At 74.7% G+C, this 17,932-nt stretch carries 17 protein-coding genes; 9 read left to right on the plus strand and 8 right to left on the minus strand.

The window, feature by feature from the left end:
- Positions 1–39: 39 nt before the first annotated feature.
- The 3 genes from ACZ4M3_RS26220 to ACZ4M3_RS26230 are packed head-to-tail and all read left to right on the plus strand — an operon-like array spanning position 40 to position 2,287.
- Positions 40–819, plus strand: a complete 780-nt coding sequence (locus tag ACZ4M3_RS26220; RefSeq protein WP_467736595.1) for a LamB/YcsF family protein — start codon at positions 40–42, stop codon at positions 817–819.
- The gene (locus tag ACZ4M3_RS26225) at positions 816–1,427 is read left to right on the plus strand and encodes a 5-oxoprolinase subunit B family protein (protein WP_467736596.1); all 612 of its coding nucleotides are present in this window, start codon (positions 816–818) and stop codon (positions 1,425–1,427) included. The genes ACZ4M3_RS26220 and ACZ4M3_RS26225 overlap by 4 nt, the downstream gene beginning before the upstream one ends.
- Positions 1,424–2,287, plus strand: coding sequence for a 5-oxoprolinase subunit C family protein (locus ACZ4M3_RS26230; protein ID WP_467736597.1), 864 nt, complete (start codon positions 1,424–1,426; stop codon positions 2,285–2,287). The genes ACZ4M3_RS26225 and ACZ4M3_RS26230 overlap by 4 nt, the downstream gene beginning before the upstream one ends.
- Positions 2,288–2,835: 548 nt before the next feature.
- Here ACZ4M3_RS26230 and ACZ4M3_RS26235 read toward each other — a convergent pair.
- Entirely contained in the window at positions 2,836–4,233 is a 1,398-nt protein-coding gene (locus ACZ4M3_RS26235; RefSeq protein ID WP_467736598.1) for a HEAT repeat domain-containing protein, read from the minus strand.
- A gap of 341 nt (positions 4,234–4,574) precedes the next feature.
- The gene (locus tag ACZ4M3_RS26240) at positions 4,575–4,997 is read right to left on the minus strand and encodes an ankyrin repeat domain-containing protein (RefSeq protein WP_467736599.1); all 423 of its coding nucleotides are present in this window, start codon (positions 4,995–4,997) and stop codon (positions 4,575–4,577) included.
- A gap of 358 nt (positions 4,998–5,355) precedes the next feature.
- On the opposite strand from ACZ4M3_RS26240, the gene ACZ4M3_RS26245 reads away from it, so the two are divergent.
- Complete coding sequence (locus ACZ4M3_RS26245) at positions 5,356–5,550, plus strand: hypothetical protein (RefSeq protein ID WP_030031218.1); 195 nt, start codon at positions 5,356–5,358, stop codon at positions 5,548–5,550.
- A 113-nt stretch (positions 5,551–5,663) separates the two neighbouring features.
- Positions 5,664–7,385 carry a hypothetical protein gene (locus ACZ4M3_RS26250; protein WP_467736600.1) on the plus strand — a complete coding sequence of 574 codons (1,722 nt, stop codon included), beginning with the start codon at positions 5,664–5,666 and terminating at the stop codon, positions 7,383–7,385.
- A gap of 43 nt (positions 7,386–7,428) precedes the next feature.
- Here the strand turns inward: ACZ4M3_RS26250 and ACZ4M3_RS26255 are convergent, their stop codons facing one another.
- On the minus strand, positions 7,429–8,931 hold the full coding sequence (locus tag ACZ4M3_RS26255; RefSeq protein ID WP_453409255.1) for an SCO1417 family PLP biosynthesis transcription factor: 1,503 nt from the start codon (positions 8,929–8,931) through the stop codon (positions 7,429–7,431).
- A gap of 180 nt (positions 8,932–9,111) precedes the next feature.
- On the opposite strand from ACZ4M3_RS26255, the gene ACZ4M3_RS26260 reads away from it, so the two are divergent.
- The 3 genes from ACZ4M3_RS26260 to ACZ4M3_RS26270 all read left to right on the plus strand — a co-directional run bounded on the left by ACZ4M3_RS26260 (position 9,112) and on the right by ACZ4M3_RS26270 (position 11,973).
- Positions 9,112–9,882, plus strand: a complete 771-nt coding sequence (locus ACZ4M3_RS26260; RefSeq protein ID WP_467736602.1) for a glycerophosphodiester phosphodiesterase — start codon at positions 9,112–9,114, stop codon at positions 9,880–9,882.
- A gap of 67 nt (positions 9,883–9,949) precedes the next feature.
- On the plus strand, positions 9,950–11,320 hold the full coding sequence (locus ACZ4M3_RS26265) for an MFS transporter (RefSeq protein WP_467736604.1): 1,371 nt from the start codon (positions 9,950–9,952) through the stop codon (positions 11,318–11,320).
- Between the two features lie 278 nt (positions 11,321–11,598).
- On the plus strand, positions 11,599–11,973 hold the full coding sequence (locus tag ACZ4M3_RS26270; RefSeq protein ID WP_007262928.1) for an RNA polymerase-binding protein RbpA: 375 nt from the start codon (positions 11,599–11,601) through the stop codon (positions 11,971–11,973).
- A 113-nt stretch (positions 11,974–12,086) separates the two neighbouring features.
- Here ACZ4M3_RS26270 and fxsA read toward each other — a convergent pair whose 3' ends face one another.
- The 4 genes from fxsA to ACZ4M3_RS26290 form a co-directional block, all read right to left on the minus strand.
- The gene (fxsA, locus tag ACZ4M3_RS26275; RefSeq protein ID WP_467736606.1) at positions 12,087–12,662 is read right to left on the minus strand and encodes an FxsA family membrane protein; all 576 of its coding nucleotides are present in this window, start codon (positions 12,660–12,662) and stop codon (positions 12,087–12,089) included.
- A 74-nt stretch (positions 12,663–12,736) separates the two neighbouring features.
- Entirely contained in the window at positions 12,737–13,504 is a 768-nt protein-coding gene (locus ACZ4M3_RS26280) for a polyprenol monophosphomannose synthase (protein WP_467736608.1), read from the minus strand.
- Between the two features lie 337 nt (positions 13,505–13,841).
- Complete coding sequence (locus ACZ4M3_RS26285; protein WP_467736610.1) at positions 13,842–15,464, minus strand: amidohydrolase; 1,623 nt, start codon at positions 15,462–15,464, stop codon at positions 13,842–13,844.
- A 216-nt stretch (positions 15,465–15,680) separates the two neighbouring features.
- Positions 15,681–16,121, minus strand: coding sequence for an Lrp/AsnC family transcriptional regulator (locus tag ACZ4M3_RS26290; protein WP_168713945.1), 441 nt, complete (start codon positions 16,119–16,121; stop codon positions 15,681–15,683).
- A gap of 217 nt (positions 16,122–16,338) precedes the next feature.
- On the opposite strand from ACZ4M3_RS26290, the gene ACZ4M3_RS26295 reads away from it, so the two are divergent.
- Positions 16,339–16,764, plus strand: a complete 426-nt coding sequence (locus ACZ4M3_RS26295) for a hypothetical protein (RefSeq protein ID WP_467736612.1) — start codon at positions 16,339–16,341, stop codon at positions 16,762–16,764.
- Between the two features lie 19 nt (positions 16,765–16,783).
- On the opposite strand, the gene ACZ4M3_RS26300 is transcribed toward ACZ4M3_RS26295, so the two are convergent.
- Positions 16,784–17,887: a phosphotransferase family protein gene (locus tag ACZ4M3_RS26300; RefSeq protein ID WP_467736614.1), complete on the minus strand. Its 1,104-nt coding sequence runs from the start codon at positions 17,885–17,887 to the stop codon at positions 16,784–16,786.
- Positions 17,888–17,932: the final 45 nt, after the last annotated feature.

The following is a 17,932-nucleotide window of genomic DNA, read 5'->3' on the forward strand; positions in this document are numbered from 1 at the left end:
CGCGGCTGTGGTGCGCGGCGGCTGTTCTACGCTCACCGCATGGCTCACGTGATCACACCCGTCATCGACCTCAACGCCGACCTCGGCGAGGGCTTCGGGCGCTGGACGCTGACGGACGACGAGGCGCTGCTGTCGGTCGTCACCAGTGCCAACGTGGCCTGCGGCTTCCACGCCGGGGATCCGTCCATCATGCGCCGGGTCTGCGAGCTGGCCGCCGCCCGCGGGGTACGGATCGGGGCGCAGGTCTCGTACCGGGACCTGGCGGGTTTCGGGCGGCGGGCGATGGACGTGCCGGCGCGCGAGCTGGCCGACGAGGTGGCGTACCAGATCGGCGCGCTGGAGGTGTTCGCCCGGGCGGCCGGCTCCGCGGTGTCCTACGTGAAACCGCACGGCGCGCTCTACAACCGCACCGTGTACGACGGGGACCAGGCGGGCGCCGTCGTCGCCGGGGTGCTGCTCGCGGCCGGCCCGGGCGGGCTGCCGGTACTGGGGCTGCCGGGCTCGCTCCTGCTGGCGGCCGCCGGGGAGGCCGGGCTGCCCGCGGTGCCGGAGGCCTTCGCCGACCGGGCGTACACGGCGGCCGGGACGCTGGTGCCGCGCGGCGAGCCGGGGGCGGTACTGCACGAGGCGGACGCGGCGGTGGCCCGGGCGGTAGGGATGGCGGCCGAGGGGGTCGTGACGGCCGCGGACGGATCGGCGGTCGCGGTGGCCGCGCGCTCGCTGTGCCTGCACGGGGACACCCCGGGCGCCGCGGGCCTCGCGCTGCGGGTGCGCGGGGCGCTGGACGCGGCCGGAGTACGGGTGGAGGCGTTCGCGTGAGGCCGCTCGTCGTGGGGAGCGGGGCGCTGCTGCTGGAGACGGACTCCGCGGCGGAGGTCGCCGCGCTCCACGCCGAGCTGGTGCGGCGGCGCGCGGAACTGGGCGGCGTACGGGACATCGTGCCCGCCGCGCGGACCGTACTGCTGGACGGGGTGGCGGACCCGGCCGCGCTGGGGGCCCGGATCGCCCGCTGGGAGGTGCCCGAGCTGGCGCCGTCGCGGGGGCCGCTGGTACGGGTCCCGGTCCGGTACGACGGCCCGGACCTGGCGGAGGTGGCACGGCTGTGGGGGGTGGCGGCGGACGAGGTGCCGGGGATCGTCGGGGGCATCGTTTTCCGGGTGGCCTTCTGCGGCTTCGCGCCGGGCTTCGGCTACCTGACGGGGCTTCCGGCCCGTTTTCACCTGCCCCGGCGGCCCACGCCCCGTACGGCCGTCCCGGCGGGTTCGCTGGCGCTGGCCGGCGAGTACGCGGGGGTCTACCCCCGCTCCTCACCCGGCGGCTGGCAGCTGATCGGTTCGACGGAAGCGGTGGTGTGGGACCCGGTGCGGGAGCCGGCGGCGCTGTTCGCGCCGGGGGTACGGGTGCGGTTCGAGGAGGCGGGGGCGTGAGCGGGCTGCTGGTGGTGCGGGCGGGGGCGCTGACCACCGTCCAGGACCGGGGGCGCCCCGGGTACGCGCACCTGGGCGTGCCACGGTCGGGGGCGCTGGACGCGGGTGCGCACGCGCTGGCCAACCGGCTGGTGGGCAATCCGGCGGACGCGGCCACCCTGGAGAGCACCCTGGACGGGGTGGCGCTGCGGGCGCGGGCCCCGGTCACGGTGGCGGTCACGGGCGCGCCCTGTGCGGTACGCGTGTCAGGGCGCCCGGCGGCGTGGGGAGCGCCGGTCCGGCTGCGGGCGGGGGCGGAGCTGGACGTGGGCCGGGCGGAGCGGGGGCTGCGGAGCTACGTCGCGGTGCGGGGCGGGTTCGCCGTCCCGCCGATCCTGGGCAGTCGCTCGACGGACCTGCTGTCGGGGCTGGGGCCGGCCGTCCTGTCGGCCGGGACGGTGCTGCCGGTGGGTCCGGCCGGGGCCGGACCGGTCCGCGGGGCGGACGCCCTGGGGGCGCCGGGGCCGCCGGCGGAGCTGGTGCTGCCGCTGCGGATGGGCCCCCGGGCCGACTGGTTCGAGGCGGCTTCGGTCGCGCGGCTGCTGCGTTCGCCGTACCGGGTGTCGGCCCGGTCGAACCGGATCGGTCTCAGGACGGAGGGCGGCCCCCCGCTGATCCGCCGCCGGGGCGGGGAGCTGCCGAGCGAGGGCATGGTCCTGGGCGCGGTGCAGATCCCTCCGGACGGCCTGCCGGTGCTGTTCCTGGCCGACCATCCGGTCACGGGCGGCTACCCGGTGCTCGGCGTGGTCCTCCCCGGCCGCCCCCTGGACGCGGCGGCCCAGGCGGGACCGGGCACGGTGGTGCGGTTCGTGCGGGCGTAGGGCGCCCCCGCCGCCAGCGGCCGGGCGGCTTCCGGGCTCCGAAGCCCCGGGGCCCGGCTCAGCGGCTCAGCGGCTCAGCGGCTCAGCGGCTCCGGCCGGTCCTGCGGCCTCGGCAAGGACTCGGCTGCCCGGGTACCGAGCTCCGAGGCCTGCCTGCGGCACCGCAGCCTCGCCGGCGTTTGGGTGGGGTCCCCCCGGACGGAGGTCTGGGCGGAGCCCGGTGCCCGGCGGAGCCGGGTTTCCTGGGGCTCCGCCCCAGACCCCGCGCCTCAAACGCCGGCGAGGCTGGATGAGCGCGGCTCCGGGACCCGCCTGCCACACCGGCCGGCTCAGCGGCCGCGGCAGGCCCGGCTCCCGCTACGAGGCTGGATCAGCAGCCCGGCATCACGGCTCCCAGACCCGCCTGCCACACCGGCCGGCTCAGCGGCCGCGGCAGGCCCGGCTCCGGCTCCCGGGAGCACCCGCGACGCTTTCAGGCGTGGCATCGCGGCTGTGGACGTCTTCCGGGGTCGGGCAGGCCGCCCGGTGGGACGTGGGCGTGCGGGCGCCTACACCGCCGACTCCGGGGCGATGCGGCTGCGGACCGCCGACTGGACGTCCTCCTCCTCGGCCGGGTCGGCCGCGAGGCGGCGCAGCCGGGGTGCCACGCGGGCGTCGGCCGTTTCGGCGTGCCGGGCCGCGACTTCGCGGGTGGTCTCCTCGCAGTCCCAGAGGCACTCGACGGCGAAGCCGGCCGCGAAGGAGGCGTCCGTGCTGGCCAGGGCCCGGGCGGCGCGGCCGCGCAGGTGCGAGGAGGCCGTTTCGCGGTAGATGTGGCGCAGTACCGGCGCCGCGCAGCCGATCGCCAGCCGGCCGGCGCCGTCGACGAGGGCGAAGAGGCGCTGCGTGTCGGGGCCCTGGCCGCGGACGGTGTCACGGAGGGCGCCGAGGACGAGCCGGGCGTCCTCGGCCCCGCCGCGGGCGGCGAGGAGGGCGCCGGCGGCCGCTCCGAGGGCGTCGGGGCGGTGGACCCAGCGGCGGGCCCGCTCCACGGCGGCGGGGCCGCACATGCGCTCGTAGGCGGCGACGGCGGGTTCGTCCCCGGCGGCTTCGATGAGGTCCAGCACGGCCGGGTTCTCCGGTTCGGCGAGGACGAGGTGGTGCAGGGCCGTGGCCCGGGCGGCTTCGCCGTGGGCACCGGCGGCGGCCGCGAGGACGGCGGGGCGGTCCTCGGGCGCGGCGACCGCGGCCAGGCACCGGGCGGCCGGTACGTGCAGCGGGGTGCCCCGGCGCAGTCCGTCGGCGGCCCATTCGAAGACGGCCTGGACCCCCCAGCCGGGCTGGGGGCCCTTGGGGGTGAGCTGGCGCTGCCAGCGGTCGAAGGAGCCCTGCTGGCGGGCGGCGCGCAGCCGCTCCCCGTACGCCGGGCTCTCCTCCCACAGCCGCCAGGGCCGGGGCTCGTAGGCGTCGCGGACGGCGGCGGCCAGCCGGGCCTCGCCTTCCTCGGTGGTGGGGAAGCGGGCGAGCACGGGCGCGGCCAGGGACCGCAGGCCTTCGTCGTCGTCGCGCAGGGCGAGTTCGTCGAGGGCCCAGGCCCAGTTGGCGCCGCGGGCGGCGTAGCCGCGCAGCAGCATCAGGGCGTCGTCGCGGCCGTAGGCGGCGAGGTGGCCGAGTACGGACAGGGCGAGGCCCGTGCGGTGCTCGTCCTCGTCGAGGAGGTCCTCGGCGCCGAAGAGGTGGGCCTCGATCGCACCGAGGGGGCCGTCGAGGTCCAGGTAGAGGCGGGCGTAGTACAGCGAGCGGTTCTCGACCTGCCAGTCCTGGCGCGGGTCGCTGACGACGCACTGGTCGAGGGCCGCGAGGGCCTCGGCCCTGGGCGCCGCGAGGGCGTGGAGCGTGCCGTCGCCGCGGCCCCGCTGGAGGAGCCCGAGCAGGGTGCCGCTCGGCGCTATGACTGGTTCGAACATGGGAATGGCCTCAAATCAAGCTGGGGACGCAACCGGGAATCGGGATTCACAGGGCCGCGTAACAGCATGTGAGGACGTTCGCCGTCGTGTTCCGCTCGATGTTGACCATTGCCTTCTCACTCTCGTCGGTGCTTCGCGATCAGTACGGCCGGTTCGGCGGGGGTGGGCGGGAACGGCGTCCGTGTCCAGCCCGCTCCTGCCCGTCCGTCATGTCCGCGAATCGAATCCGACGCCATGATGACCCAGGCGGTTTGTGCGCCGCGACCACATTTACGTCCGCCGTGACCAACCCGTGAGGTCGGGGACCGGTCGGAACGCGCCCGGTACCGGCCGGAAGCGGACTACTCGGCTCCGAAAAGTTCGAGCAGGTCGGCCTTGGCGAACATGCGCGCCGTGTCCACGGCGGAGGGGGTGCCGGCGTACGGATCGGCGCCGCCCGCGAGCAGCGCGCGGATGACGGCCTCCTCGCCCTTGAAGACGGCGCCCGCGAGCGGGGTCTGGCCGCGGTCGTTGGCGCGGTCGGCTTCGGCGCCGCGTTCCAGCAGGGCGGTGACGGCCTCGGCGTGGCCGTGGTAGGCGGCGAGCATGACGAGGGTGTCGCCGCGGTCGTTGGTGAGGTTCGCCGGCACCCCGGCGTCCAGGTAGCCGGTGAGCGTGGCGGTCTCCCCCTGCCGGGCGAGGTCGAAGATCTTGGTGGCCAGCTCGATGACGTCCTCGTCGGGAACGTCCTGCGATCCGGAGCCGTCCGGGATGTGCTCGCTCATCGTTTCGTACCGCCTTTCGCGCACTGTCGTCGGCAAGGGTTTCCCCAGGCCGGAAGGGCAGGGGAGCGTACGGACCGGGTCCGTACGGGTGAATCGCCAGAGTAGCGCCCGGGTCCGCACATGACGGGGACGGACCGAGGCAAAGATCCCCCTTGACCCGCTTCGCCCGCCATCCGCTCCGCCCTCTCCGGCACCACCCCTGACCGCTGTGCGGCGGACGCGCCAGCCGGGCGCGGCCAGTCAAGTGAAAGGCGCCAGGATTCACCCGTATGCACCTTTTGTCGCATTGATACTTTCTGTGAGCCTGGAAGAACTGATGGTGACCGTCCCACGTCCCCACCCACCAGGAGAAGTCCCCATGGTCCTGTCCATCTCCGGCGTCGTCCTGCTCGGCATCATCTGCTTCCTCTTCTTCAAGAAGGACGGGATGAAGCTGACCCACGCGTTCGTGTGCTCGCTGTTCGGCTTCTTCCTCGCCGGGTCCGCCATCGCCCCGAGCATCACGGCGAGCACGGCGAGCCTCGCGAGCCTGCTCGGCGGGATCAAGCTCTGAACCCGCCGCACGCCGTTCAGGCCGGCCGGCCCGGGCCGGCCTGACGGGCCGTCCGGCCCCGCCGTGTTCCCCGACCGCACCGTCCCGCCACACCACAACTCCAGGAGACGCCCGTGGCCCGGCGCCCACTCCCCCGCATCCTCCTCAGCGGCACCACGTCGCTGGCCCGGGGCCGCGACCTCGCCCGTACGGCCGCCGACAACGCCACGGATGTCCTCCATCCGCTGCTCGTCATCGGGCGCGGGCTGCGCGTCATGGCCTCGGCCGGGCGGCGCAAGTGGGCCGAGACCCCCAAGGACAAGCGCGGCCCCGCGCTGTTCCTGGCCGCCTCCGTCGTCCTCGTCCTGGCGCTCGTGCCCTACGGTCCGCTCATCGGCCTGCTCGCCCTGATGGCGGCGGCGGCCTGGCACGGGCGGCCGCGCACCCCGGTGCCGACCGGCCCCAGCGAGGCCGAGACCGAACGCCTCGGCTCGCTCTACGAAGCCCTCGTGCCCTACTTCTCCGTACCTGAGGACCCGAGTCCGCTGTTCGCCCACGGCGGGAACTGGGACCAGGCGTTCAGCGACCACGCGTTCGACGAGGCGGGCCGGATCAGCCGGCTGCGCATCCGCTACCCGGCCTACTTCACCGACGGCGAGCCCGCCGCCCGGGCCCGGATCGAGGCGCTGCTGCACGCCAAGTCCGGGCGCGGGCGCGAGTACCTCTTCGACTGGGACGAGGAGGGCAACCAGCTCGAACTGCGGGTACTGGCGCCGCTGCCGACGGGCATCGCCGCCCAGCCGTTCGTGACCGCGCCCGGGGAGGCCGTCCTCGGGTTCACCGACGCCGGGAGCGTGCAGCGGACGCTGCCCGTCCTGGAGGGGGACGAGCCGCGGGACGTGCCGCCGGTGATCTGGCGGACCGGTCCCCGCTCGGCCGAGCCGCACCTGCTGGCGGTCGGCCAGCCGGGCAGCGGTACCTCGACCCTGCTGCGCTCGATCGCGCTGCAGGCCCTGCGGCACGGCGGCGAGGTGCTGGTCGTGGAGGGCGGTGGCAGCGGCGAGTACGCCTGCCTCACCGGCCGGGCGGGCGTGCTCGCCGTCGAGTGCGGTCCGAGCGGGGCACAGGCCACGCTGGAGTGGGCGGCGCAGGAGACGGAGCGGCGGCTGCTCGCCGCCCACCGGGCCCGGGAGGCGGGGAGCGCCGTGTCCGAGGACGTCCGGCGTCCGCTGTGGATCCTGCTGGACCGGCCGAGCGTGCTCGCGCACCTGGCGGCGGCCGACGGCGGCCCGGATCCGCTGGGTCGGCTCCAGGTGCCGCTGCGGCACGGGCGCGCCGCGCACGTCACGGTGGTGGTGGCCGAGCAGTTCGAGCAGCTGGAACTGCTGGGCGACGCCGTCTGGCAGCACACCCGGGCCCGCGTCGTGCTCGGCCCGGCCGGGATCCAGCAGGTCGCGGAGGTGCTGGGCGCGCCGCCGCACACGACCCCGACGCCGCAGGTGCCGCCGGGGCGCGGGTACGCCCGGCTCGGCGCGGGCCCGGTGCACCGGCTCCAGGTGCCCGCCACCCCGGACCCGTACGACGACGCCGCGCACCCGGCGCACCGCCAGGCGGTGACGGAGCTGCTGCCGGAGCGGACGGAGCGGCGCGCGCCGCGGCCGGCGGAGCACGTCGCCCCCGCCACGCCGTTGCGCATCGTCCAGCCGGCCGCGGCGAGGGCGCAGGCGTCTTCGCCGGTCGGCCAGGAGGACGGGACCGACGTCGCGGAGGTACGGGAGGAGCAGGAGGCGCGGCGGGCGCGGGAGGTCCCGGCGGAGCCGCCGAAGGCCCGCGGCCCCTGGCCGGTGGGCCCCTGACCCACGGCCCGCGGTCCGCGGGACCGGCCCCGGCGCCCCCCGGCTACGCGACGAACGTGCGCGGCGGCTCCGCCCCGCTGCCGCCCGCGCCCGTACCGACCAGCCGGGCCGCCGCGGCCAGCCGGGCGGCGGCCTCCTCGGCGACCGGGCCGCCCACGGTGAACGGCAGCCGGACGTACCCCTCGAACGCCCCGTCCACGCCGAACCGGGGACCCGAGGGGACGCGCACGCCGACCCGCTCGCCCACCTCGGCCAGCCGGGAGCCGGACAGCCCGCCCGCGCGGGCCCACAGCGTCAGACCGCCCAGCGGCACCTCGAACTCCCAGTCCGGCAGCTCCCGGCGGACCGCGGCGACCAGCGCGTCCCGGTTCTCCGCGGCCTGGACGCGGCGGATCTGCACCGCCTCCTCCCAGCCGCCGGTGCGCATCAGCCAGTTCACCGCGAGCTGCTCCAGTACCGGGGTGCCGAGGTCGGCGTAGGCGCGCGCGGCGACCAGGCTGCGGATGACGTCGGGGGCGGCGCGCACCCACCCGATGCGCATGCCGGCCCAGAAGGCCTTGCTGGCGGAGCCGACGGTGATGACGGTGGAGCCGGCCGGGTCGAAGGAGCAGACCGGGCGGGGCATGGCGAGGCCGGGATCGAGCTGGAGCTCGGCCATGGTCTCGTCGGCCACCAGGACGGTGCCGGCGGAACGGGCCGCCTCGACCATGGCGCGGCGCTGCTCGTCGGAGGCCAGCGCACCGGTCGGGTTGTGGAAGTCGGCGACGACGTACGCGAGGCGGGGCGCGGAGTCCCGCAGCACCTGGCGCCAGACGTCCATGTCCCAGCCGCCGAGCCCGGCGGCCATCGCCACGGGTACCAGGCGCACCCCGGCGGCGCGCATGAGCTGGAGGATGTTGGCGTAGGAGGGGGATTCGACGGCGATGCGCTCGCCGCGCCCGGCGAAGAGGCTGCAGATGGCGTCGATGGCGCCCATCGCGCCGGTGGTGACCATGATCTGCTCGGGCATGGTCGGGATGCCGCGTTCGGTGTAGCGGTCGGCGAGCATCCGGCGCAGCGCGGGGAGTCCGGCGGGGTAGTCGCCGTGGGTGTGGGCGTAGGGCGGGAGTTCCTCCAGGGCGCCCTGGACCGCCTTGGTCAGCCAGGGTTCGGGGGCCGGGAGGGCGGCGCAGCCGAGGTCGATCATCGAGCCGAGGGATTCGGGCGGCAGGGGTTCCAGCCCCCGGGCGGGCAGCGGGTTCCCGGCGGGTACGGCGGTCCAGCTGCCGGCGCCGCGGCGGGATTCGAGGAAGCCCTCGCCGCGCAGTGCCTCGTAGGCGGCGGCGACGGTGGTGCGGCTGAGGGTCAGCGCGACGGCCAGCTCGCGCTCGGCGGGCAGCCGGGCGGCGACGGGCACGCGGCCTTCGAGGACGAGCAGCCGGATGCCGTCGGCGAGGAGGCGGTAGGCGGGGGGCTTGCGGGTGCCGGGCACCGGGGGCCGGTCCTGCTGCGAGGTGATCAGACGGGCGAGCTGTGCGGCACCGACCGCTGAGGTCCACTGAGCCATGCTGTCCGGTCCACCTTCATCGAATTGGCCACGACCGGCCGGTTCGCGGGCCGGTATTGGATTGCTCCTGCCGGTCAGGGTGCCATGGGGCGGTCCATTCGGGCCAGTGCATGCCACTCGTTCACCGCGCGTCCATCCGGCCGCTCACGTCCCACCGACAACAACGGGCATACTGCCGCCGTGACGCACGTACGCCTTCGCCATCCGTACCTCGACCACCCGGCCCCCATCCCCTTCGCGCACCGGGGCGGTGCGGCGGACGGTCTGGAGAACACCGCCGCCGCCTTCCGCCGGGCCGCCGAAGCGGGCTACCGGTACTTCGAGACCGATGTGCACGCCACCGCCGACGGCAAGCTGGTCGCCTTCCACGACGCCACCCTGGACCGGGTGACGGACGCCAGGGGCCGGATCGCCGAGCTGTCCTGGAAGCAGGTCAGCGCCGCGCGGGTGGCCGGGACGGAGCCGTTGCCGCTCTTCGAGGACCTGCTGGAGGAGTTCCCCGAAGCCCGCTGGAACGTCGACATCAAGGCCGAGTCGGCGCTGTACCCGCTGGTCAACCTGATCGCCCGGGCCGGGGTGTGGGACCGGGTGTGCGTGGGCTCGTTCTCGGAGAGCCGGGTGGCCCGGGCGCACCGGATCGCGGGGCCCCGGCTGGCGACCTCGTACGGCGTGCTGGGGGTGCTGGGGCTGCGGCTGCGCTCGTACGCGATCCCGGCGGCCCTGCGGGTCGGCGCGGTGGCCGCCCAGGTCCCGGAGAGCCAGGCCGGCGTGCGGGTGGTCGACCGGCGCTTCGTGCGGACCGCACACGCGCGCGGGCTCCAGGTGCACGTCTGGACCGTGAACGAACCGGAACGCATGGAGGCGCTGCTCGACCTGGGCGTGGATGGCATCATGACCGACCGGATCGACATCTTGCGCACGGTGCTGGACCGCCGCGGGGCCTGGGCCTGACCGCCCGACGGGCCCGCGCACGGGCCCGGACGGCCGGGGCGGTACGGGGACAGCGAGGGGACACCGGATGACGGCGCAGACGACGGACGCAGCGGAACCGGGGGCGGAGGACGGCAGATCCGCCGCCGACCGCAAGCGCGAACAGCACGGCTGGTACTTCTACGATTTCGCCTGCTCGGTCTACTCGACGAGCGTGCTCACGGTGTTCCTCGGGCCGTACCTCACCGCGGTGGCCAAGGCCGCGGCGGACGCCGAGGGCTATGTGCACCCGCTGGGCATCCCGGTCCGGGCCGGGTCGTTCTTCGCGTACGCGGTCTCGGTCTCGGTGATCGTGGCCGTACTGATCATGCCGCTGGCCGGTGCGGTGGCCGACCGCGGCGGCCGCAAGAAGCCGTTGCTGGCGGCCGCGGCCTACACCGGCGCGGCGGCGACCACCGGGATGTTCTTCCTGAGCGGCGAGCGCTACCTGCTGGGCGGCCTGCTGCTGGTCGTCGCGAACGCCGCGCTGGCCGTCTCGATGGTGCTGTACAACGCCTACCTGCCGCAGATCGCCACCCCCGACGAACGGGACACCGTCTCTTCGCGGGGCTGGGCCTTCGGGTACACCTCGGGCGCGTTCGTGCTGGTCCTGAACCTGGTGCTGTTCCAGGGCCACGACTCCTTCGGCGTGTCCGAGGGCACGGCGGTACGGATCTGCCTGGCCTCCGCGGGCCTGTGGTGGGGGGCCTTCGCGATCGTCCCGCTGCGCCGGCTGCGCGACCGGGCGGTGGTGCGGGAGGCGGGGGCGGCCCCGCCGGTCAGCGGCTGGCGGCAGCTGGTGGCGACGCTGCGGGACATGCGCCGCTTCCCGTTGACGCTGTCCTTCCTGCTGGCGTACCTGATCTACAACGACGGCGTGCAGACCGTGATCTCGCAGGCCTCGGTCTACGGGTCCGAGGAGCTGGGGCTGGAGCAGTCGACGCTGATCGTGGCGGTGCTCCTCGTCCAGGTGCTCGCGGTGGCGGGCGCGCTGGGGATGGGACGGCTGGCGCGTACGTACGGCGCCAAGCGCACGATCCTCGGTTCGCTGGCCGCGTGGGCGCTGACGCTGGCGGCCGGCTACTTCCTGCCCGCGCGGACCCCGGTGTGGTTCTTCGTACTGGCCTCGATGATCGGGCTGGTGCTGGGCGGCAGCCAGGCGCTGTCGCGTTCGCTGTTCTCGCACCTGGTCCCGGCGGGCAAGGAGGCCGAGTACTTCTCCGCGTACGAGATGAGCGACCGCGGGCTGAGCTGGGTGGGGCCGCTGGTGTTCGGCCTGACGTACCAGGTCACGGGCAGCTACCGGACGGCGATCATCTCGTTGGTGGTGTTCTTCGCACTGGGTTTCGTGCTGCTCGCCCGGGTGCCGGTGCGGCGCGCGGTGGAAGCGGCGGGGAATCCTGTTCCCGAACGGCTCTGAGAACGAATTCGGAACGAATTTCGACGTTGAAGCAAAGGGCCGGTAGTGTACGCCTTTGGCCTGCCAGGCGGACCGTTACTGCGCGCCCGAGAAGGATAGGCGCTGGGTGACATCTGCTGCCAGATGTGACAAAACGGGCACTGGTGGGTACAACAAGGGGCGGCACGACGGGCGACGCACGACCCGGAGCGGGAATCTATACCGCCGACCGGACGTTGACCGGATGACGACGACAGCGACACCTGTCCTGTGGGCGACAAGCCCGGGAGGCACGATTCATGAGTGAGCGAGCTCTCCGCGGTACGCGGCTCGTGGTTACCAGCTACGAGACGGACCGCGGCATCGATCTGGCCCCGCGCCAGGCGGTGGAGTACGCATGCCAGAACGGACATCGATTTGAGATGCCGTTCTCGGTTGAGGCAGAAATTCCGCCGGAGTGGGAGTGCAAGGCCTGCGGCGCCATGGCACTCCTGGTCGACGGGGACGGGCCCGAAGAGAAGAAGGGCAAGCCCGCGCGAACGCACTGGGACATGCTCATGGAGCGACGCACCCGCGAGGAACTCGAGGAAGTGCTGGCCGAGAGGCTGGCGGTCCTGCGTTCCGGCGCCATGAACATTGCCGTGCATCCGCGGGACAGCCGCAAGTCCGCCTGACACCCGGACTGAGCACGACGCCGAGGGCCCCCGCCACTTCCTGTGGCGGGGGCCCTCGGCGTGTCCACGGCCTGTTCCTCGCGTACGCAGGCGGGCCGGACCGCGTACGGGTCTCAGGAGGCCAGCGGCGGCCGGTAGCCGGAGTCGGGGCCGGCGGGGCCGGGGCCCGGCCGGTCCTCGCGGATGACCTCGCCCTGCACGACCTTGCCGTCGGGCTGGTGGATGCGGGCCTGCTGGAACGCGGCGCCGAAGCCGCCGGGGGACGCGGAGGCCGTCGTACGTTCCAGGGAACGGGCGAACCGGCGCCCCACCAGAGCCCGCACGGGCGGCAGCAGCAGGAGCAGGCCGGCGGCGTCGGAGAGCAGGCCCGGCAGGATCAGGAGCAGGCCGGCCAGCATGATCAGGGCGTTGCCCCGGCCGGGCTGCTGCGGGGCGGGCGCCCGGCCCTGCTGCGCCTGCTGGAAGCCCGCCGTCAGGTTCCGGAAGGCCCGCCGGCCGGCCCGCTTGATGACCACGCCGCCGAGCAGCATTCCGCCCAGGAGGAGCAGCGCGACGGTCAGGCCGCCGGCCGCCCCCGCGACCAGGCTGAGCAGCCAGATCTCCAGGATGAACCAGGCGGCGGCCGCCAGCGGGAGGTACGTACGGGCGGCCGAGCGCCGCCGGGGAGCAGTCGAGGTGCCGGTCGTCATGACCCCAGTGTGCCTGGGGTGGCGTAAAAGCGGCCTCAGTCGGAGGTACCGGACATCCCCTGAGGGACCCCTGGCTAGGCCTCGGGCTTGCCGGTGAGCTTGGCCGCGCGCGCCTTGATGCCCCACTGGGTGACCCGCCACAGGGCCTCGACCACGATGTCCTTGCTCATCTTGCTGTCGCCGAGCTCGCGCTCGACGAAGGTGATGGGGACCTCGACGACCTTGAAGCCCTTGCGGACGGCCCGGCGGGCGAGGTCGACCTGGAAGCAGTAGCCCGCGGACGCGACCCGGTCCAGGCCGAGCCCCTCCAAGGTCTCGCGGCGGAAGGCGCGGTAGCCGCCGGTCACGTCGCGGATCGGCACGTCCAGCATCAGCCGGGAGTAGGCCGACCCGCCGCGGGAGAGGATCTCGCGGCTCTTCGGCCAGTTGACGACCCGGCCGCCGGGCACCCAGCGCGAGCCCAGCACCAGGTCGGCGCCGCCGAGCGCGGTCAGCAGCCGGGGCAGTTCCTCCGGCCGGTGGGAGCCGTCGGCGTCCATCTCCACGATGACCCCGTAGCCGTGCTCCAGGCCCCAGGAGAAGCCCGCGAGGTAGGCGGCGCCGAGCCCTTCCTTGCCCTTGCGGTGCAGGACGTGGACGTGGTCGTCGGAGCCGGCCAGCTCGTCGGCGAGCTTGCCGGTGCCGTCCGGGCTGTTGTCGTCGGCGACCAGGATGTGCGCCTCGGGCACCGCTGCCCGGACCCGGCCGACGATCAGCGCGATGTTCTCCGCCTCGTTGTACGTCGGAATGATCACCAAGGTGGTACCGAGGGGCCCGTAGGTCCGCTGTCCGCCGTCGCTCACTGGGTCCCCTTGCATGCTTTTCGTCCAGCCCCGCCTCGTCCGTCCCGTCACAGCGGGACGATTTTAGAGCAGCGATCGGGGCCCGCGGTCCTTCGGGCCGGCCCGGCTCCCGCTGGCTGCGGGTGACCGTGGCCGTTGTCTACTGGACCGCCGGGCCCCGACCTGAGACCACCCTCCCCCAACTGCCGCTGGGGGCGCCCGCACCGGCGCAACCTTCCCTCGCCCCCGAGGCGCGGGCGCGCTGAGCGGACGGATCCGTCCGGAAGGGACGTCCTGTGGTGGACCCGGCCGAACCTATCCGGGTCGGGCCGCCGGTACCGAACCGAGGCTCACCGGATCACCCCTGTGGCCGTACGAATACCTCCCGGCCGCCCACGACCGTCGCCAGGCACACCGGGAGATCCGCGCCGGGCGTCAGATCGGGCAGGCCGGGGGTGCCGGAGCGCGGATCCGTCGACCAGCGGGCCACCCGGTCGTCGGGGGCCTGCACCACGAGCTCCTCCGTGCGCCAGACGGCGTAGTCGGCGGGAGCTCCGGGTACCAGGGTGCCCGCGTCGTCCCGGCCGAGCGCCCGCCAGCCGCCGCGGGTGTGCGCGGCGAAGGCGGCGCGGACCGAGATCCGGTGCTCGGGGGTGCGGTGGAAGGCGGCGGCGCGGACGGTGCCCCACGGGTCGAGGGGGGTGACGGGGGCGTCCGAGCCGAAGGCGAGCGGCACCCCGGCCTTCAGCAGGGCCGCGAACGGGTTGAGGGTCCTGGCCCGGTCGGCGCCGAGCCGGTCGGCGTACATGCCGTCCGCCCCGCCCCAGGCGGCGTCGAAGGCGGGCTGCACGGATGCGGTCAGGCCCAGCTCCGCGAAGGCGGCGATGGTGGCCGGGGTCATCATCTCGGCGTGCTCGACACGGTGCCGGGCGGCGCGGACGCGGGCGAGGCCGACCTTCTCGGCGGCCGCGCGGACGCCTTCGACGACGGCTCCGATGGCGGCGTCACCGATGGCGTGGAAGCCGGCCTGGAGGCCTGCCTCGGTGCAGGCGGCGACGTGCGCGGCGACGTCGCGGGCGTCGAGGTAGCCGGAGCCGGTGTGGGCCGCGTCGGCGTACGGCGCGTGCAGGCAGGCGGTGTGCGAACCGAGGGCGCCGTCCACGAACAGGTCGCCGGCGGCGCCGGCGGCGCCGAGCCGCACGGCCTGGTCGACGTCGCGGTCGGCCCAGTACCCGAAGACGCGCGGGCCGCGGTGGCCGGCGGCGAGATCGAGCAGGGAGGTGAAGTCCTCGGGCGAGGAGATCTCGGGGCCGCCGCACTCGTGGACGGAGCCGATGCCGAGGGAGGCGGCGCGGTCCAGGGCGGCGCGCTGCGCCTCGGCGCGCTGGGCCGGGGTGACGGCGTCGAGCGCGGCCCGGCGGACGGCGTGGTGGGCGGCAGCGGTCAGCGGCCCGTCGTCGGCCGGGCGGACGTCGGGGACGAGGTCCAGCAGCGCGGTGGTGACGACGGCGGAGTGCACGTCGACGCGGCTGAGGTACAGCGGGCGGCCGCCGGCGGCCCCGTCGAGCTCGGCGCGGTGGGGGGCGCGGCGCTCGGGCCAGCGGGCGGCGTCCCAGCCGTGGCCGAGGAGCACCCGGTCGGCGGGGCGGCCGGCGGCGTAGGCCCGGACGAGGGCGAGGGCCTCCGGTAGGGAGCGGGCCGCGGACAGGTCGAGGCCGGTGAGGGCGAGGCCGGTGGAGGTGGTGTGGACGTGGGCGTCGGTGAACGCGGGGGTGACGAGCGCGCCGTCGAGGTGGACGACCTCGTCCACGCCCTGCGCGAAGGCGTCGGCGGCGCCTTCGGAGCCGACCCAGGCGATGTGGCCGCGCTCGACCACCATCGCGGTGGCGAAGGGGTCGGCGGGGCTGTGCACCTCGCCGCCGCGGAGCAGGACGGTGCGGTGGGTTCCGGCGGCGGTGGCGGAGGCGGTGCGGTCAGTCATGCCCCCAGTTTCGCTGGTCGCCCGGCCCGGCCCGGACACGCCCCCCTGCGGCCGGCCCGCGGGGGCCGTTCCCGGCCCTCGCCTTCCGCACCTTCGGAGCAGGCGCCCTCGCCGCGAACGACGGACCGTGCCCGCAGGAAGGCCGCGGGCGGAGTCCGGCGGGGCGAAGCCCGGGAGGCGCCCCGGCGCCGGGCGGCGCGAGGCCGCGCGGAGAGGTCAGACGCGGGGCGGGCGGGCTTCGTAGGGGGTGGAGAGGACCACCGTCGTGCGGGTGGCGACGTGGGCCAGGGCGCGGAGCCGGCCCAGGAGGTCTTCGAGCTCCAGGGGCGTGGCCACCCGCACCTTGAGGATGTAGTTCTCGTCGCCCGCGACGCTGTGGCACGCCTCGATCTCCGGGACGCCCGCCAGCCGCTCGGCGATGTCGTCCGGGGCGCTGGGGTCGAACGGTTTGACCGAGATGAATGCCGTCAGCGGCAGCCCGACGGCCTCGGGGTCGACGACGGCCGCATAGCCGCGGATGACTCCGCGCTGTTCCAGGCGGCGTACTCGCTGATGGACTGCCGACGTGGACAGTCCGGTGGCCTTGCCCAGATCCGTGTAGCTCATCCGCCCGTCCCGTACGAGCAGATCCACGATCTGGCGGTCCAGCTCCTCCATTGCGCTCATAGCCGCTCAACCTATTGCCCAGAGCCGCTCCAGGCACAGCGGTGTCCACGGGGAAACGGCACCTGCGGCGGGCATGTGACCAAGGCCACAGGGGTATGGATGCGTACGCCCAGCTCTCGTGGTTACTCGTGCCGCGCGACGGGAAGTGCTTGCTGTGGCCGTGGCTGAAGAATCTGCCCGCCCGGCCCACCCAAGGGGGAGTACATCCATGCTGAACACCAACCGCGCCGGCCGCATGAGCGAATCCGAGTACGCGGACGACCCGGACTACCTCGAAGACGCCGACGGTTTCGACATCCACCACGCGGTCTGCCCCGACTGCGGGCAGTCGATCGCCCTGGTCGCCGACGAGGAGTACCTGCCGGAGCACGCGCTCTGCCTGACCCCGTGGAACCCGTTCGGGCTCACGGTGTGCGCGGGCACGGGCCGCCCGGCCTCGGAGGCGCTGCCGACCGTGGGTGCGTTCCAGCCGGACGCGCAGGAGCTGGACCCGGTGGTGATGCTGACGCTGCCGCAGGGGCTGGACTGGCGGACGCAGCCCTTCTCGCACGTCGGCGGTCCGGGCTCGCGTCCGGTGCGGATGCCGGCGACGGTGCTGCCGCCGCAGCTGCGCCAGCACGCGCAGGCGGCCTGACCGGCCGGGGCCGAGGCCCCTACCAGTACGTTCCCCGCACCATGGCGGCCAGCGTGGCGCGGTGCAGGATGAGCCCGTCGGGTTCGGCCGGGACCTCGACCTCCCCGAAGTACGCCTGCCGGTAGGCGATGCGCAGCATCACGATGCCGTGTCGCAGGGCGGCGTACAGGGTGTGGAACTCCATGTCGCGCGGGGTGTGCCCGGTGAGTTCGGCGTAGCGGCGTTCGAGGTCGTCGCGGCGCAGGAAGTCGGGCAGGCCCGGCTGGCCGAAGCCGACGGTCAGGTCCTGGAAGAAGCGGTGGAGGTAGACGGTCCAGCCGAGGTCCACCTCGCGCGGGGCGTACGCCGCCATCTCCCAGTCGAGTACGGCCACCGGTTCGAAGCCGTCGGCCTGGTAGATCACGTTGCCGATCCGGGCGTCGCCCCAGTTGAGGACGGGCTCGCCCTCGTCGGCGGGCCAGAGTTCCTCCAGCCGGTCGAAGGCCCGCTCCAGCAGCGGTGAGGGGGCCAGGCCGTCCACCACCCAGGCGTAGTAGGTACGTTGGGCCTCGACGTGGCGGCGCAGCGGGCTGCCGGGGCCGGGCGGGAGGAGGAACTCGGCCTGATTGGCGGGGAACTGGTCGTGCAGCCGGGCCAGGAGGGAGATGCTCGCCTCCTGGAGGACGGCGCGTTCGGCGTCGGTGGCGGAGTGCAGCCAGTTGCCCTCGTACGTGTAGGGCATGACGTCGGGCGGGACGCGGCCTTCGGCGCGGGCCATGACGAAGAAGGGCGCGCCGAGCGGTCCCGGGTCCTCCTCCAGCCAGCGCACCCGCGGTACGGGAAGGTCGGTGTGTTCGGCGACCAGCCGCATCACGCGGTACTGGCGGCCCATGTCGTAGGCGGGGAAGACGGTGTAGGCAGCCGGGTCGGCGGCGAGGCGGAGGGCGCAGGCGCGGTCGGGGACGGGCACGTCGGGGTGCTCGACGTCGAAGAGGAGGGTTTCGCTGGACATTCCGTTGGAGCCGGGTACGGAGGTGTTGGTGACCTCCGCGCCGGGGAGGCGGGTGCGGAGCCAGGCCGTCAGGCGCCGCCCGAGTTCCTCGGGCTCGCGGGTGGAGGTGCGGGGACGTGGTGCCGTTGCCATGGACTACCCCTCCTGCTTTCCGGTTCGGGTGCGCGGGTGCGGTGC

The sequence above is a fragment of the Streptomyces sp. NPDC026522 genome, from assembly GCF_055567555.1.

What these genes read in the sequence shown, in the direction of transcription:
- ACZ4M3_RS26295 (WP_467736612.1), top strand. Translation starts at nt 16,339, where the DNA reads ATGCTGAACACCAACCGCGCCGGCCGCATGAGCGAATCCGAGTACGCG.
- ACZ4M3_RS26240 (WP_467736599.1), bottom strand. Translation starts at nt 4,997, where the DNA reads ATGAGCGAGCACATCCCGGACGGCTCCGGATCGCAGGACGTTCCCGAC.
- ACZ4M3_RS26245 (WP_030031218.1), top strand. Translation starts at nt 5,356, where the DNA reads ATGGTCCTGTCCATCTCCGGCGTCGTCCTGCTCGGCATCATCTGCTTC.
- ACZ4M3_RS26265 (WP_467736604.1), top strand. Translation starts at nt 9,950, where the DNA reads ATGACGGCGCAGACGACGGACGCAGCGGAACCGGGGGCGGAGGACGGC.
- ACZ4M3_RS26270 (WP_007262928.1), top strand. Translation starts at nt 11,599, where the DNA reads ATGAGTGAGCGAGCTCTCCGCGGTACGCGGCTCGTGGTTACCAGCTAC.
- ACZ4M3_RS26290 (WP_168713945.1), bottom strand. Translation starts at nt 16,121, where the DNA reads ATGGAGGAGCTGGACCGCCAGATCGTGGATCTGCTCGTACGGGACGGG.
- ACZ4M3_RS26235 (WP_467736598.1), bottom strand. Translation starts at nt 4,233, where the DNA reads ATGTTCGAACCAGTCATAGCGCCGAGCGGCACCCTGCTCGGGCTCCTC.
- ACZ4M3_RS26255 (WP_453409255.1), bottom strand. Translation starts at nt 8,931, where the DNA reads ATGGCTCAGTGGACCTCAGCGGTCGGTGCCGCACAGCTCGCCCGTCTG.
- fxsA (WP_467736606.1), bottom strand. Translation starts at nt 12,662, where the DNA reads ATGACGACCGGCACCTCGACTGCTCCCCGGCGGCGCTCGGCCGCCCGT.
- ACZ4M3_RS26220 (WP_467736595.1), top strand. Translation starts at nt 40, where the DNA reads ATGGCTCACGTGATCACACCCGTCATCGACCTCAACGCCGACCTCGGC.
- ACZ4M3_RS26285 (WP_467736610.1), bottom strand. Translation starts at nt 15,464, where the DNA reads ATGACTGACCGCACCGCCTCCGCCACCGCCGCCGGAACCCACCGCACC.
- ACZ4M3_RS26300 (WP_467736614.1), bottom strand. Translation starts at nt 17,887, where the DNA reads ATGGCAACGGCACCACGTCCCCGCACCTCCACCCGCGAGCCCGAGGAA.